The following is a 14,330-nucleotide window of genomic DNA, read 5'->3' on the forward strand; positions in this document are numbered from 1 at the left end:
GAGTTGGAAAGGAAAAATTCTTTTCCAGTACAGAAGAAGCGATAAGAATGGTTTCTTTTAATTGCAAAAATCGACAATTTTTTTTGGATATTACTTGACAGGATAGGGCAAGTCCACGTTGCTTCACATGATGGGGGGACTGGATACGCCCACCAGTGGAACCGTGATCGTCCGCGGTGAGGAATTGGCAAAGAAGAATGACGAACAACTCACTATTTTCCGTCGCCGCAACATCGGTTTCATTTTTCAGAATTACAACCTCGTTCCGATTCTGAACATATATGAAAATATTGTCTTGCCTGTCGAATTGGACGGCGACACAGTGGATAAGAGATTTTTGAACGAGATTGTTTATTTGTTAGGTTTGGAAGATAAACTGAAAAAATTGCCGAATAATCTTTCCGGCGGACAGCAGCAGCGCGTAGCGATTGCCCGGGCTCTGATTACCAAACCTGCTATCGTGCTTGCCGATGAGCCGACGGGCAGCCTTGACAGCAAGACCAGCGCCGAGGTATTGGGACTTATCAAGCGCACCAGCGCTGAGTTCAAGCAGACGGTCGTTATGATTACGCACAACAATGATATTGCCCGCCTTGCAGATCGTATTATCCGCATCGAGGACGGAAAAATCGTGGGATAAGGGGGATGACGCAGTATGACATGGCCTTTTGAGAATGATACCAGTGCTATCACAAATAAGCTGGCCAAACGGAGCAGGAAAGCAGATAAGCGAAGCAAAGCCTTTTTGCTCCTTACGATTGCGCTTTCTGTCTGCATGATTTTTTCAATCATTTTAATATCCGCAGGTGCGCAGGAAGAGTTTAAGAATACACAGCGCACTAAAGCGCAGATCGCAATTCTGGGAATAACCGACGACCAGCTATCCAGTTTGCGTCAAAGTAAAGACGTTCAATGGATTGGCGAGTATGCTGCAATCGGACTATCTTATTCAGGCAATAAGACAATTACGGTTGCTTATGGGAGCGAAGATTATTTTACGCATCAGGAGGAAATGTCTTTACAAGGCAGCATCCCACAAAAGGCAAATGAAATCATGCTCCCGCAAAATTATATTGACTTTTTGGGAGAATCATATCGTCCCGGCGATATCATTACTTTTGATGTGACCGGTACGGGGGATGAAGCAGAATATACACTTTCAGGCATTTTGAACGAGGATTGCAAGAGCAATGGGTATTTTGTCTATCTGAGCAAAGATCTCGCCATGAGCCTGATGGATCACCTTCAAGTAACAGCATATACCCGTCTGAATACAGATGCAATCCGGTCTGATGCCATCCTTGACTTTACGGATAAAATCATTGAAAACACTGGCATTGTAGAAGATCAGATATATCTTACGGAGTATTCTGCCGTTATGACGGGGGTTATTCAGTCCGGCATTCAACTCCCTATCCCTCTGCTGGCTGCATTGACTGCTGTGCTGGCTGCAACGATTATATATGGTGTCTTTTACACAAAGATTGCGAAAAACGTGCAGTTGTTCGGCCAACTGCAGACAATTGGAATGACAAAAAAGCAAATAAAACGGATGGCAAAAAAAGAAGGACTCCGGTATGCTTTTACTGGTATTCCTCTTGGACTAATTGCTGGCTTGCTGATTGGGTTCGCTGCGTATCCGAAGGGATTTCAAATCAAAACGGCGACGGTCTATGCGGTACTGATTGCTATAGTGGGCATTGTAATGGTGAATATTGCAATTTTCAAGCCGGTTCGAGTCGCAATGAACACTTCTCCCGTTGAGGGCGCAAGATACCTTGCCTATTCCGGGAAAGCAAAGGTCAGTTCAAAGCTGCATCGCAAGCTGTCACCTAACAATCTTGCAAAAATCAATATTCAACGAAATCGGCAAAAAGCTATTTTGACGTTAGTAATGCTGGGTGTGAGCGGTGCGCTTTTGCTGGGTGCATCTACAGTTGCAGGTTCTATCGATCCAGAAAAACAGGCAGCTTTCAAATACTATCCTGCTGGCAGTATTCTTTTGCAGGTGAAGAATCACGTTGAAAGTTCGTTTGATAAAGAATCTGAGCCGTACGGAAGTTCAAAACTGCAACTGGAAGAAAACCCGCTTGAAAGTCAAACACTGCGGCACAACTTAGAAAATACTGCCGGAATAGAAAGCGTAACTGCATTTAACAGCGTCCAGATGTCTATTACCTTTCCCGGCGGAAGTGGTTCCCTTACCAGTATTATGAACGATTTCCCGACCTTAAATCGTGAACAACTGGCAGAAAAGCAAGCAGTTCTATCGTCTGGAACAGCAGATTACGATGTTATGACTGAAAAATATGGAATACTGGTATCCGAAAACATTGCGAATGTTGGCGACACTTTGCAATTGGAAGGGCGTTCTCCAGATGGCAGCACATTTAATGTTGACGCAGTTGTTGTAGGCACCTATAACCCAACCGATTTGATGGAACGTAGTCCGGTTGTTCCAGGCAGTCCGTATTTTATGATGACGTACGATATGGCAAAGAATCTGACAGGTATAACGGAACAGACTGGTATCTTGGCACTTACGGTCACGCCCGATCATTTTGACGAAGTCCTGAACGTTGTTCAGGAAATTGCAGAGCAAAACGGAAAAATATCGGTCAATACGATTGAGCAGACGATTAAAAACATTCAGTATCGGTACAGTTCATCGATAAAGGCACTATACATGGCAGCAGCGATCCTGTTTACATTTGGCGGTATCAGCCTTATGAATATGTTGATGGTTGATTTTCAGAATAGAAAACGGGAATTTGGTCTGCTGGAAGCTGTCGGGGCAACACAAAAGCAGCTAAAAGCTATGTTGAGCCGAGAAATTGGTATCTACCTAGGTGGATCGCTGACAGTGTCACTTGCGCTGGGTACACTTATCAGTATCATAGCTTGCCAGCGTTTGGAGGCAGTAAATCATTGTATATCATTAAAACTACCGTGGCTGTTCCTCATAGCACTTATTGCTGCAATGGTAGTTATCTATATGATTTTCACGGCATACGCAAAAGCTGAATTAAGGAAAACCGGAATTTTATCTGCCATTCGCGAAGAATAAACACAAATGATAATAAATCAGCGGAACACTCGATAAATGCTGTTCTGCTGATTTTTCATTTTTGCCAGAAAGAACTTCAGGAAGGAAAACGCGACGGCAACGAGAACGGCGGCAAAAGAGATCGTGTCACCTATAGAAAGCTATGTAGATGAACATTGAAAATACACCCCATACAACGACCGTTCAGACGGAGCAGAACGTCCCGGCGCTGGTACGGAAGATTGGAAAGACAACCTACAAAGGTGCGCGTACATTTCAGCACCACCAGCACCGAAACCATGAGCGACAAAATCAAACGGATGCTGAAAAACGAGGTGCGGCAGATGCGAGCTTTTTGTAAATTTAATGTAAATTTAATGAAAAAGTCCTTGACAAAATGTTTCTGGAATTATATGACGAAACGTTTTTAGATGTATAATACATACATAAAAAACGATATATCATCTGCTTTAGCGATTTTGAGTTGCCCAAATTTGAAAGTTAGGAAAATCTTAATAATTTCTCAGGCAATCCATTGTGAATTTAGATGCTGTATTTGTTATACTTAATCGAGTACAAGCAAAAAGGAGAGTTGAAAATATGTCTGAAAAGATATTGATTATAGATGACGAGCAAGATATAGCGGATCTGTTGGAGGTCTACTTGAAAAACGAAAATTACGTCGTTTATAAATTTTACTGCGCAACGGATGCCATGTCGTGTATTGAAAGCGGTGACATTGATCTTGCCATTCTGGATATTATGCTCCCGGATATGAACGGCTTTACACTTTGCCAGCTTATCCGAAAGAAATACACTTATCCAATCATAATGCTAACGGCTAAAATTGAGGAAACGAATAAAATAACGGGGCTGACATTGGGCGCGGACGATTATGTGACAAAACCTTTTCGCCCACTTGAAGTAGTTGCCAGAGTGAAAGCGCAGTTAAGACGTTACAAGAAATATTCGCCCGGTATCATCACAGAGAAAGTTCCATCGGAACTTTCCTATAACAAATTGTGCTTGAATGTTCAAACCCACGAATGTTTGTTGGATGGGGAATCTGTTTCTCTAACCCCGACAGAGTTTTCTATTCTCCAAGTCCTTTTGTCAAGTGCTGGAAATGTTGTAAGCATTGAGGAACTGTTTCATGCGGTTTGGAAAGATGAATACTACTCTAAAAACAGCAGCACAATTACTGTGCATATCCGGCATCTGCGCGAGAAACTGAACGATACTTCCGATACTCCGCAGTATATTAAAACAATTTGGGGTGTCGGCTACAAAATTTAAGCGAAAGGAGAACGCTATGAAGAGAAAATCAAATTGCTTCGTAACCATTTTATTCTTAATTTATCTGGCACTCTTGGTTTGGATCATACTTTTCAAATTACAATTTTCAATTAGTGATCTGGACAAGATAAGAAGTATAAACTTAATTCCTTTTCACTATGACAAGGAAATTGGAGCAGCATTTCACTTAACAGAGGTGCTCGATAATTTCTTGATATTTGTGCCTATGGGGATTTATCTTCAAATGCTTCTGCCAGGAACAAAATTATATGTGAAATTCATGCTGATTGCTGGAACAAGTTTTTTATTAGAAACTATGCAGTATATCTTAGCAGTCGGACGGTCGGATATTACCGATGTACTCACAAATACGGCAGGCGGTCTTTTGGGACTTGCTGTATATTCGATAGCAGCCCGGTTAATCGGAAATAGAATAAAAGCAAACAGACTGTTTTCCATTCTGGCAGGCATAGTAAGTGTTGTCGTGATTGGCCTGCTTGGCTTTCTTTTGTTTGCTAATCGGTAGGAGGTGTATTCATGTCGAATAAAGAAATGGTAACAGAAAAGCGCCTTAAAGTGCGCCTATACCTATCATTGCTGGTTTATACCGTTGTTGGATATGGTTTGACCCTTATCTTGGACTACATCTTTTCAAAATTTGATAACGGTATTTTTGCATGGCTCTATTGGCGGCTTGGTCCGCTGTTTATTCTGTATCTGGTGATAGGCTTTGTATGTATCTTCAATTACTATTGGAAAAAGCCGTGGGACTATCTGGATGAAGTAATTGACGCAACCCAAACGGTCTATGAGCAGAACAGCCATACCGTATCGTTGTCTGATCCGTTGAAAGAACTGGAGGAACAGCTCAATCAGATCAAAATGTCTGTTCTGTTAAGCAAGCAGGCTGCAAAGCAGGCAGAAGAAAAGAAAAATGAAATTGTCATGTACCTGGCACATGATATACGCACCCCTCTCACAACGGTAATCGGCTATTTGAGCCTGCTCCATGAAGCCCCTGATATGCCTGAGCAGCAAAAGGAAAAGTATGTGAAGGTCGCGTTGGACAAAGCAGAGCGCCTTGAAAGACTTATCAATGAGCTTTTTGAAATTACCAAGTACAATGCACATACGGTCATTATCAAAAAAGAAAATGTAGATTTACATTGTTTGATTGCGCAGGTAATAGATGAAATATACCCGACACTCTCTGTAAATAGCAACACGGCGGTATTTACTGCGGAGGACAACTTATATGTGAACGCTGATCCCGAAAAGCTGGCGAGAGTTTTCAGTAACCTTTTACGAAATGCAGCGTCATATAGCTACCCGCAGACAGAGATCACTATATCCGCCAAACGGTTAGAGCATGATATACAGATCACTTTTGAAAATCGTGGAAAAACAATTCCACAGGAACAGCTTAACAGTATATTTGAGAAATTCAATCGGTTGGATGAAGCCCGGCTTTCCAATACAGGTGGTGCGGGGCTTGGTCTTTCTATTGCGGAAGAAATTATACATTTACATGGTGGAAAGATTACTGCATCCAGTCAAAACGAAACCATAGACTTTGTGATTATATTACCCCTTTCCGCTTAGGAAAATAAGAATGTGATCTTAGGAATTACTTAGGAATTTAAGCGTGTGATTTTTGAGATTGAAAAGCCTTTGTTCGGTACAATGATTATCGAACAAGGGCTTTTTATTGTTCAGCCGAAGCAAAAGAAAGGAGTGTAAGCATGGAACTCGTTGTTACTTTCCTTGTCGGGATTACGGTACACATTCTGATTTTAGATGCAGCGTTCGGGACGGATTGCTTAAAAACATCGTTTCAGATGCTATACTCTATCATTAACCTGCCAAACATCAATCTGGGGCAGTTGCAGATAATTCTTGCAGCAGCGGGCTTACTTTCTGTATTAGCAACGGTTAGCTGTACGTTGTTCCTGTCTGCAAAATGTAAAGACACATTGACAGTTTTGCTGATTTCTATTGTAGTTCTTCTCATGCCGCTTTTTGCTTATGTGGCGATAGGAGCAACATGGCTCTCTACCATACTTCCATCTGCCGGAATTGGTATGCAGAACAATTTCCTTTCTCAGCTTGCAAATTTCAATTATCTGAATATCGGTGGAATGAGTTTCTGGACACCGCATGTTATTTTGATTTCGGCAGGAATTGAATTATTTGTATTTACATTCTTGGCGATTCATTCCTATTGCAGACATCAGGTAGCATAAAAGAAGTTCAAAATAGAACGAATTGGTTATCTGCCGTGCGACGGCAAAAGAAAAAGCAGACAATTTGGAACGACGGCTTTGATTTTCAGAGCCAGCGTTTCTTTGTGGCAACACAGACCTATGATGGATTTTCTGGAAATATTGTAGCTAATAGTGATAATAGTATAGTTTATGCCTTGAAAATATCTGAAAAATTGATGATAGTAGAAATATAAATATTAAAATAAAAAATAATATAAAAAATTGTTTCACTATAGAGAAATATATAGTATAATACAACCATAAGAAGTGATAAAAAAATAACAAGTTGACCCAGCCAAACATAATAAGTTTTACTTTTGTGTTTGGCTTTTTTATTTGATGGCCAAAGTGGGAAGTGAGGTGTCTGCAATGGGATTCTGTGTTATCTTTGATTTGGGAATGGCAGTGATTATGTTTTTATTTGAAATCAGCTTTGTAAAATCAAATGGAAAGGCAGCTGCTTTTCTGTCTGGCTATAATATGAAATCTACGGAAGAACGAAAACAGTATGATGAAAAAGAAATGTGCAGAGTATATGGAAATCGGATGATGTGGATGGCACTGCCATTTGTAGCCTGTGCAGCCATAGATTTATTATACAGTGGAATCGGGTGTTTGGCAGCGTGTGTAATATGGACCGTTCAATTTGTTTTATTGATGAAAGAACGTATGAAACGAGAAAAAATAGAAAAGAACATTTAGGCAAAAATTATATGCGAAAGAAGATATACAAGCTATCCAGGAACAGGATAATTCTCGGGAACAAGAGGAGTTTTAATTACTTAAAGGAGATAACGTGAACATGAGATGTCCATATTGTGAAAGAAAAATGCGTGAAGGCCAGTTGCATGCGGTCGGTGCAGGGCAGGACTGGAGTGGAAAGAAGGCTCTGAGAGTTTGCGGTTGAATACGGAACCAGAGTTAGTAGCAAGGATATCTGGAGATCGCATAGCTGCCTATAATTGTGATTTTTGCAGAAAGATTATTGTTTCTTACGAATATTAAGATTTTCAATTCTTTGAAAAATATGCTTTATGTAGATATGGAAACTAATTGAATTTGAATACGATTAATTGCGAGGAATCAGGCGATGAAGATAAAACGCGGAGATATTTACTATATAGAGTTGTATCTGGAACCTGGAAAAATTTCTGACCACAATAAAAGAAGCAATGGAACATTGTCATTTACCGGAGTGGAACTAATGGATGCTATTGTGTCAGCTGGGATGCCAGATATATATTTGAACAAGGCGAACAAAAGAAATCGTAAAGAGGAGATATATTTCAAAATTAAACTGTTTGAAACATATGTTGCTTTATTGCCAAACGGAGAACTTTTATTCGATCCTGCAAGAAAAGTCTATTTGGATAGTACAGAAATTGGTGCAATTAATTATTGGATTGGAATGATACTTATCACTGTACTGGGAAAGAAAAAATATGGTTATGAGTATATGGTTCACTTATCGATGATATCAAACTTTAGTTCACATCCACTCATAAAAAAACATCGATTTTTTTCAGCTAATGGTAAAACTACATACAAATCACCGGATCTAATAGCAATAAACAATTCGAACCGTTATTATGGTGTTTTCGAATCAAAAGGTTATAGCGCTTATGATTCAAATGCTATGGAACGTGGTTATATTCAAGCAAAATCAATAGATAGGATAAATGGAAAACCTCCAAAAAACTCTTTAGTTGTAATGACCGTAACAGGAAAGAGAATAGAGATAACGGAAAAAGACCCAGAGGGTGGAATGGAACAGATTGAAGTTAATTTAAGTTTCCTGCAAATATATCATTATTTGCCTATTGTTGAGTTAATTATTGAATTGCGTCCAGAGAAACAGGAAAACTGGACATTTGGTTCACTCGCATATGAGGGAGAAAAATATTCTATTGGAATTCCTACGGTTATGTATGAGGTACTTTTGCCAATAGCAAAAGGTAAGGAAGGAAAATTACCGGAAAGACTTCTTAAAAAAATTTCTTCTAATGAAACATATTTATTAGATATCATACCAGATGAGGCAAGGCAGCATATTCTTTATGTAAAATAGAACTACGAAACCTTAAATTTTAATCAACAATTTAATATAGGGGGGAAAACGGGATATGAAAAAAGAATATAGAATATTTATTTCTATTTTGGCTTTGATATTCAGCATAGGGGCGACTTGCATAGGCTTTGGATTGATTGGAGGCTCTTCTCTGAAATTTGGAATGAAATTTGTGTGTGATTTCTTTTTTCTGATGCAAACAGTAGCTACATGCTGGGTTGCTATAGAATTGCTCAAAAAATAAGCTTATTAGAGGGATTTGAGTAAGTACCAGTATCTAACATATGAGAGGAGGACACTGTTATGGATGGTGTAAGCAGCAGGAAATTAACATGGGGAATTTGCATCGCTGGCATTACGATTGCAATAATAAGCTTCTTTTTCTTACCGGAGATTATTCCCGTTCACTTTGCTGGAAATGGAGCAGCAGATGATTTTGGCAATAAGATGGAAATTTTTTTAATGCCGATACTTCTTCTGACAGTTACGATCTTGAGTGGTATAAAAAGTGTAAAGTATGTTCTGATGCATTCGAAGACTTGGCTAACAGTTGGTCAATATCAGATGTATGAGTATTGAGGGGTATGTCAAGTTCCAGAGGAAGCGCATTATAATGCAGATACCGTAATCACATTAAAAGAATTCCCGAATATCAGTATGGCGCTGGCAGAAATTTTTGCGGATATTGATTGAGGCTTTACTATCTGGTTTTTGTGGATCCGTACAATAAGGTATGTGTTCTGCAATCCACTTCAAACATGATGTATGTGATGAGAAAACAGCTGACACCAGATCAGATTGAAGAGATATTTCGTAAATTGAGTCTGATTTTTGAATTTGCAGTGCAGAGTGCGACGGAGGAATCTGTTCATGCAGATTATATCATGACAAGAAATCTGAAGGATTTTACCAAAAGTAAAGTTATAGTATTTATACCAACCGAACTTTTGGCAAGAATTTGACTCTTGTGGTAAAAATGAAAAACATATTGTTTATAACACAAAATACAGAAAATGAATTGTTGACGCATACTATATCTTGTGTTATTATGACTTTGAGATTTGTATTTGTACCTGTAAAAACAGGTAAGAAGTTCTTGTTTCGGGGAAGCCCGAAAGAAAAATTATGAGGGACATGGTTCCTGCCTTTTGTGATGGATAAGGTCATTTAGAATGGATTCTAAGTGGCCTTTTTTTGTTGCAAAAAACAAATACGGATCAATACCCGGAAAGGAGGAAAAACAAAAAATCAGAAAAGAAAGGAGGCCAGAAGAACTGGTGAAACGAAAAGAAAGAATCTGGTAACGGACATTTGGAAGTTATTCTGAATGTCTTTTTTGCTATCCAAAAGAAAAGGAGCATTTATATGAATAAGATCATACTTATCGGTTGCCTGGTACAGAACCCTAAAGTGGTTGCTTCAGAAGGAAAAAAGACAGCAGCATATTTCAGGGTTGCAGTTAACCGAAAATATGGACAGGAAGGTGACCAAAATGCAGATTACTTCAGCTGTGTTACATTTGGAACCAAAGCAGAGTTTTTAGGCAAGTATTTTCAAAAAGGAAAAAGGATCGCTTTAGAAGGCGAGATGCATAATGATAACTATACGAATGACAGGGGAGAAAAAGTATATGGAATGAGACTTATTGTGAGCGATATTGAGTTTGCCGACAGTAAGGGCGAAGGTGAGAGTCAAAAGGGGCATACCGGTCGCAACAGTTCCTCACAGTCATCAAGAAACAGCAGTTCGAATGCTACAGGGCGGTTCAATCAGAGGAGCTCTTACCAGAATTCGTCTTATTACCAAAACAGTAATCAGAATAAGACAAACCGGACCGGAAACAGAACCCAGAACGCACAGCCTTCACGCCAACATTCGCAAGACAGTTATAGCGTAGACGAGCAGTTCATGAACGCAGGCGGTGAAGCTATGGATGATTTTTGCTGATGGTAAAGGAGGAAAAATGGAACAGGTAGAAAAATGGTGCCGGGTGCATAAAAAAGCCTGCCTGGTTACCGGAATTATGGGGCTGCTTCTGGCTCCTTTTTTATGGCCTGTGTTTCTGGCTGTTATTGTGCAGAGCCTGACGATTGGCCTTCCAATTGCAGCAGGGATTTGCTGTTACAAATATCTAAATGAGAAGAAGGAGAATACGAATGAGAATGAACAAAAATGCCATCATGCTGAAACAAAAGAATCAGCTCCCGGTGAAGTATGCGAACATGCTGAATTGTCCGGCAGTGTTCCAAAAAGTCCGGATGAAACGCGGACAGAACCGGTAAATACGAAGGAAGAACCAGAACTGATAAGCCAGGAAACATTACTTTGGTATGAAAAGGAAGGAAAAGAACGGCTTGCTGCAATCCGGAAGAAAGCAGGTTACGAGAAAAAAACAGAGCTGGCGGTTAATAAGGATGGGATCTGTACGGTACCTGAAAAAAACGGGTACCACCGTATTGGCTTTTTTAAAGGCTATGCAGGGCGGCCGAGAGAAACTCTGGTGAAGCTGTTAAAAAACGATGGTTATACCGTCAGATCTTCTGGTACTTATCTATGGATTTCCTGGAAATGAGGTAGTAAAAAATGAAATGTAAAGCACTTAGGTGTATCTACTACAATGAAGGCAATGGATACACGGTTGCCTCCTATGTGACAGAAGAAGCCCTTCCAGAGAAAGTAAGTACCCAGAAAAACAGCCAGTACGGAATGTTTACAGCTGTTGGAAATGAGCTTCCAACAGAGGAGGGGCTTGAAGTGGAACTAAACGGAACCTGGAAAGATGGAAAGTTTGGGATGCAGTACAAAGTATCGTCTTTTCAGGTGGTACTTCCTACAAACACAGAAGGGATTAAGGCGTATCTGGCATCAGATTTTATAAAAGGGATTGGCCCGGTACTCGCAGAACGGATCGTAGACCATTATAAGGAAAAAACCTTTGAAATTCTGGAGAAAGACCCAGAGAGGCTATTGGAAATCAAAGGGATTACAAAGAAAAAGCTTGTGGAAATCCTGGAAGGATATCAAAGCAGTGAGACGCTGCGGCGGCTGATGGTAGCATTATCTCCCTTTGGGGTGACACCAAGGAAGGTGACGCAGATTCAGGAGCATTTTGGAAATGCAGCCCCTCTTATCATTCAGGACACCCCGTTTCGCTTATGTGAAATCCCAGGGTTTGGCTTTTTGACCGTGGATCCCATTGCAGTAAAAGCAAAGAATTTTAAACCGGATGAGCCCATGCGGATCAAAGCGGCTATCCTGCATGTCATGTCCGAGGCTGAGGGGGAAGGACACTTATATTTATCCTGTGAGCAGGTTCTGACACGGACAGGCAGGCTTTTAAACCACAAAGGTGCAGATGGTCAGGTAACAGAAAGAACCATCCGTGATGTGGGAAATGAAATGATCCGCGAAGATGGAACCCTTGTGTGTAATGCAGGAGGCTTCTACGCGAAAAAAAGCTTTGAAGCAGAGCTTGGGGCAGCTGCTTCCCTTGTGAAATTCAGCTTGCAAAAAGGAATGGGAAGAAACGTGGAAACAATCCTCCGGGATATCCAGAAGAAAGAAAAAATCCTTTTAAATGCCAGACAAAAAGCAGGAATTCTGGAAGCATTCCAAAATCCGGTATCGATTATTACCGGAGGTCCGGGACGCGGTAAGACGACCATCATCCGTTTTATCATGGCCGTCCAGGAAGCACTTAACAAAAATGCAGAGATTCTTTTATGTGCTCCAACTGGACGTGCAAGAAGACGTATGAGTGACTGCACTGCTTATCCGGCTCTGACCATCCATAAGGCTGTAGGTTTAAAGGGAGAAGCCGGCGAGGAAGAGTGGAGCAAGGAATGCTCCATCCAGGCGGAACTTATCATTGTGGATGAATGCAGTATGATCGACATGTATCTCATGGATAAGTTTTTGTCGCGGGTTCAGAATGGTGCGCGAATGGTATTTCTTGGTGACAAGGACCAGCTGGAATCTGTGGGGCCTGGCAATGTATTTAAGGAAATGATCGAATCTGGTGTGATCCCTGTCACGGTATTAACAGAGAGCTTCCGTCAGGAAGGTAAATCCACGATCATCCAGAATGCAGATAAAATCAATGAAAGAAAAACCAACCTGGTATTTGATGATACGTTCCGGTTTTACCCGGCTGCTGATGATACAGAGGCATCGGAGCTGATCCAAAAGCTTTATAGGGAGGAACTCCAAAAAAATGAAAACCAGGCAGAAGGAATCCAGGTAATTTCCCCGCTCCGGAAAGATACCAGGGCCGGTGCAGATGCATTAAACCCTGTTCTTCGGGATATTGTAAACCCGAAACGGTACGGCTATCCGGAAATCAAAAATGGAACGACCTTATACCGGGAAAAGGATCTTGTCATGCAGCTGAAAAATATCGAGGAAGTAGCAAATGGTGATGTGGGAGAGGTTTTAAATATCTACAGGGCAGATGGAAAAAATGTCATGCGCGTAGATTTTGGGGATGGAAAAATCATGGAATATACAGATGATGATATATGGCCGTTAAATCTTGCCTACTGTATCACAGTCCATAAGGCTCAGGGGGATGAATACCCGGTTGTGATTCTGCCGATGCTTACCAGTTTTTACCGGATGCTCCGTAAAAACCTATTTTATACAGCTGTTACAAGGGCAAAGCGGAAGGTGATCATAGTCGGAAGTAAAAAAGCAATGGCAATCGCCATTAAGAATGATACGCTGAGTAAACGCAATACCATGTTTGGGCTCCGGATCCGGAAAATTTACGAAGCCTATCTGGAACAGGAAAAGAAATCAGCATAACGGACAAAGAAGGGCAGGATATGGGGAAACAGATTCCCATGCCCTGCTTTTCCTATGGGAGGAATGAAAATGCCGGAAATTTGTTTTTACGAGCCATGGACCTATCAATTGGCACTGCCGGAGAAATTTGAGCAGATTTTAGAAGAGACTAAGAAAAAAAGAATCAGCTATGAAGCAGACCATTGTTCACAGTATAATACGCGGACCCAGGGTAAATCAGCAAAACTCCATCCGCCGACTCTGTCTGCTGTTTTAAAGCTTATTGCCATGCAGGAACAAAAAGAGCCGGAGGCGGGAGCTGCCGGGATCCAGAATGTAGAAAATTCCATCCGGTATTTTTGTATGGAATATCCACTGGATGAAGAAGTTTGTGTCATGACCTATAATTTCCGGAATGGAAGGTTTTGTGGGATCAGAAAGAAAAAAGATCCGGACGGAGGAGATACAACAAAAATGCCCGGGGTTTTAAAAGGGGGCTCCACAGGGGAGGAATATCTTGCCATGCTTGCCTTTGCAAGTATTGTTTCCAAAAGCAGGTATTACGATGATGAGTTTCATGCCTGCTATGAAGAGTTAAAACGTGCCCTAAAAAAAGGACTGGTGCAGCTGGTGCCTAAAATGTCCCTCCTCTGCTGTGACAACCTATACCAAAGGGTTACGGCCGGAACAAAAGACACGATTCCATTTGACTGTAACCAGTTTTTTAACGGGAAATTAAAGGACAGTTTTCTGCCCTTTGACCTTAATTCTGGAATTTACGCCCCAAATGCCTGTATAATCGTTAAGGAAAGAATCGAAGGTGGTGCAAACGAAAAAGCAGTATGGAGACTTTTCATTAACTGCCCTTTCGTTT

General features: G+C 40.9%; 16 protein-coding genes and 2 pseudogenes. All 18 read left to right on the top strand.

Annotated features, from left to right (window positions below):
* Positions 1–97: 97 nt before the first annotated feature.
* A pseudogene (locus AB5618_RS17175) lies at positions 98–640 on the top strand (ABC transporter ATP-binding protein); the annotation flags it as partial.
* A 15-nt stretch (positions 641–655) separates the two neighbouring features.
* A complete protein-coding gene (locus AB5618_RS17180; RefSeq protein WP_148462696.1) occupies positions 656–3,067 on the top strand; it encodes an ABC transporter permease in 2,412 nt (803 codons plus the stop codon).
* A gap of 148 nt (positions 3,068–3,215) precedes the next feature.
* Positions 3,216–3,393: pseudogene (locus AB5618_RS17185) on the top strand (transposon-encoded TnpW family protein); the annotation flags it as partial.
* 253 nt (positions 3,394–3,646) lie between these two features.
* Positions 3,647–4,342 (top strand): response regulator transcription factor, encoded by a 696-nt coding sequence (locus AB5618_RS17190; protein ID WP_148462695.1) that lies wholly within the window; start codon positions 3,647–3,649, stop codon positions 4,340–4,342.
* A gap of 16 nt (positions 4,343–4,358) precedes the next feature.
* Complete coding sequence (locus tag AB5618_RS17195) at positions 4,359–4,868, top strand: VanZ family protein (RefSeq protein WP_148462694.1); 510 nt, start codon at positions 4,359–4,361, stop codon at positions 4,866–4,868.
* An 11-nt stretch (positions 4,869–4,879) separates the two neighbouring features.
* Positions 4,880–5,944: a sensor histidine kinase KdpD gene (locus AB5618_RS17200; RefSeq protein ID WP_148462693.1), complete on the top strand. Its 1,065-nt coding sequence runs from the start codon at positions 4,880–4,882 to the stop codon at positions 5,942–5,944.
* 140 nt (positions 5,945–6,084) lie between these two features.
* A complete protein-coding gene (locus tag AB5618_RS17205) occupies positions 6,085–6,585 on the top strand; it encodes a hypothetical protein (protein WP_243271373.1) in 501 nt (166 codons plus the stop codon).
* Positions 6,564–6,800, top strand: a complete 237-nt coding sequence (locus tag AB5618_RS17210) for a hypothetical protein (protein WP_148462692.1) — start codon at positions 6,564–6,566, stop codon at positions 6,798–6,800. The genes AB5618_RS17205 and AB5618_RS17210 overlap by 22 nt, the downstream gene beginning before the upstream one ends.
* 175 nt (positions 6,801–6,975) lie before the next feature.
* The gene (locus tag AB5618_RS17215; RefSeq protein ID WP_148462691.1) at positions 6,976–7,308 is read left to right on the top strand and encodes a DUF3784 domain-containing protein; all 333 of its coding nucleotides are present in this window, start codon (positions 6,976–6,978) and stop codon (positions 7,306–7,308) included.
* A gap of 388 nt (positions 7,309–7,696) precedes the next feature.
* A complete protein-coding gene (locus AB5618_RS17220) occupies positions 7,697–8,674 on the top strand; it encodes a hypothetical protein (protein ID WP_148462690.1) in 978 nt (325 codons plus the stop codon).
* Between the two features lie 55 nt (positions 8,675–8,729).
* Positions 8,730–8,918, top strand: a complete 189-nt coding sequence (locus AB5618_RS17225; RefSeq protein ID WP_148462689.1) for a hypothetical protein — start codon at positions 8,730–8,732, stop codon at positions 8,916–8,918.
* 59 nt (positions 8,919–8,977) lie between these two features.
* Positions 8,978–9,253 (top strand): DUF1648 domain-containing protein, encoded by a 276-nt coding sequence (locus AB5618_RS17230; RefSeq protein ID WP_148462688.1) that lies wholly within the window; start codon positions 8,978–8,980, stop codon positions 9,251–9,253.
* A 191-nt stretch (positions 9,254–9,444) separates the two neighbouring features.
* Positions 9,445–9,636 carry a hypothetical protein gene (locus AB5618_RS17235; protein ID WP_243271374.1) on the top strand — a complete coding sequence of 64 codons (192 nt, stop codon included), beginning with the start codon at positions 9,445–9,447 and terminating at the stop codon, positions 9,634–9,636.
* 210 nt (positions 9,637–9,846) lie between these two features.
* Positions 9,847–9,978 (top strand): hypothetical protein, encoded by a 132-nt coding sequence (locus AB5618_RS17240; protein ID WP_270414173.1) that lies wholly within the window; start codon positions 9,847–9,849, stop codon positions 9,976–9,978.
* A 61-nt stretch (positions 9,979–10,039) separates the two neighbouring features.
* A complete protein-coding gene (locus tag AB5618_RS17245; protein WP_117853791.1) occupies positions 10,040–10,621 on the top strand; it encodes a single-stranded DNA-binding protein in 582 nt (193 codons plus the stop codon).
* A gap of 16 nt (positions 10,622–10,637) precedes the next feature.
* Positions 10,638–11,246, top strand: a complete 609-nt coding sequence (locus tag AB5618_RS17250; protein WP_148462687.1) for a hypothetical protein — start codon at positions 10,638–10,640, stop codon at positions 11,244–11,246.
* Positions 11,247–11,257: 11 nt separating this feature from the next.
* Positions 11,258–13,477, top strand: a complete 2,220-nt coding sequence (locus AB5618_RS17255; RefSeq protein ID WP_148462686.1) for an ATP-dependent RecD-like DNA helicase — start codon at positions 11,258–11,260, stop codon at positions 13,475–13,477.
* Positions 13,478–13,546: 69 nt separating this feature from the next.
* Positions 13,547–14,330: hypothetical protein (locus AB5618_RS17260; RefSeq protein WP_368366930.1), on the top strand; the 784-nt coding region annotated here is incomplete at its 3' end.

The sequence above is a fragment of the Ruminococcus sp. J1101004sp1_RTP21198st1_B9_RTP21198_201120 genome, assembly GCF_040924245.1.
Classification (GTDB): domain Bacteria; phylum Bacillota; class Clostridia; order Lachnospirales; family Lachnospiraceae; genus Blautia_A; species Blautia_A faecis.

What these genes read in the sequence shown, in the direction of transcription:
- AB5618_RS17180 (WP_148462696.1), top strand. Translation starts at nt 656, where the DNA reads ATGACATGGCCTTTTGAGAATGATACCAGTGCTATCACAAATAAGCTG.
- AB5618_RS17190 (WP_148462695.1), top strand. Translation starts at nt 3,647, where the DNA reads ATGTCTGAAAAGATATTGATTATAGATGACGAGCAAGATATAGCGGAT.
- AB5618_RS17195 (WP_148462694.1), top strand. Translation starts at nt 4,359, where the DNA reads ATGAAGAGAAAATCAAATTGCTTCGTAACCATTTTATTCTTAATTTAT.
- AB5618_RS17200 (WP_148462693.1), top strand. Translation starts at nt 4,880, where the DNA reads ATGTCGAATAAAGAAATGGTAACAGAAAAGCGCCTTAAAGTGCGCCTA.
- AB5618_RS17205 (WP_243271373.1), top strand. Translation starts at nt 6,085, where the DNA reads ATGGAACTCGTTGTTACTTTCCTTGTCGGGATTACGGTACACATTCTG.
- AB5618_RS17215 (WP_148462691.1), top strand. Translation starts at nt 6,976, where the DNA reads ATGGGATTCTGTGTTATCTTTGATTTGGGAATGGCAGTGATTATGTTT.
- AB5618_RS17220 (WP_148462690.1), top strand. Translation starts at nt 7,697, where the DNA reads ATGAAGATAAAACGCGGAGATATTTACTATATAGAGTTGTATCTGGAA.
- AB5618_RS17225 (WP_148462689.1), top strand. Translation starts at nt 8,730, where the DNA reads ATGAAAAAAGAATATAGAATATTTATTTCTATTTTGGCTTTGATATTC.
- AB5618_RS17230 (WP_148462688.1), top strand. Translation starts at nt 8,978, where the DNA reads ATGGATGGTGTAAGCAGCAGGAAATTAACATGGGGAATTTGCATCGCT.
- AB5618_RS17235 (WP_243271374.1), top strand. Translation starts at nt 9,445, where the DNA reads ATGAGAAAACAGCTGACACCAGATCAGATTGAAGAGATATTTCGTAAA.
- AB5618_RS17240 (WP_270414173.1), top strand. Translation starts at nt 9,847, where the DNA reads ATGGATTCTAAGTGGCCTTTTTTTGTTGCAAAAAACAAATACGGATCA.
- AB5618_RS17245 (WP_117853791.1), top strand. Translation starts at nt 10,040, where the DNA reads ATGAATAAGATCATACTTATCGGTTGCCTGGTACAGAACCCTAAAGTG.
- AB5618_RS17250 (WP_148462687.1), top strand. Translation starts at nt 10,638, where the DNA reads ATGGAACAGGTAGAAAAATGGTGCCGGGTGCATAAAAAAGCCTGCCTG.
- AB5618_RS17255 (WP_148462686.1), top strand. Translation starts at nt 11,258, where the DNA reads ATGAAATGTAAAGCACTTAGGTGTATCTACTACAATGAAGGCAATGGA.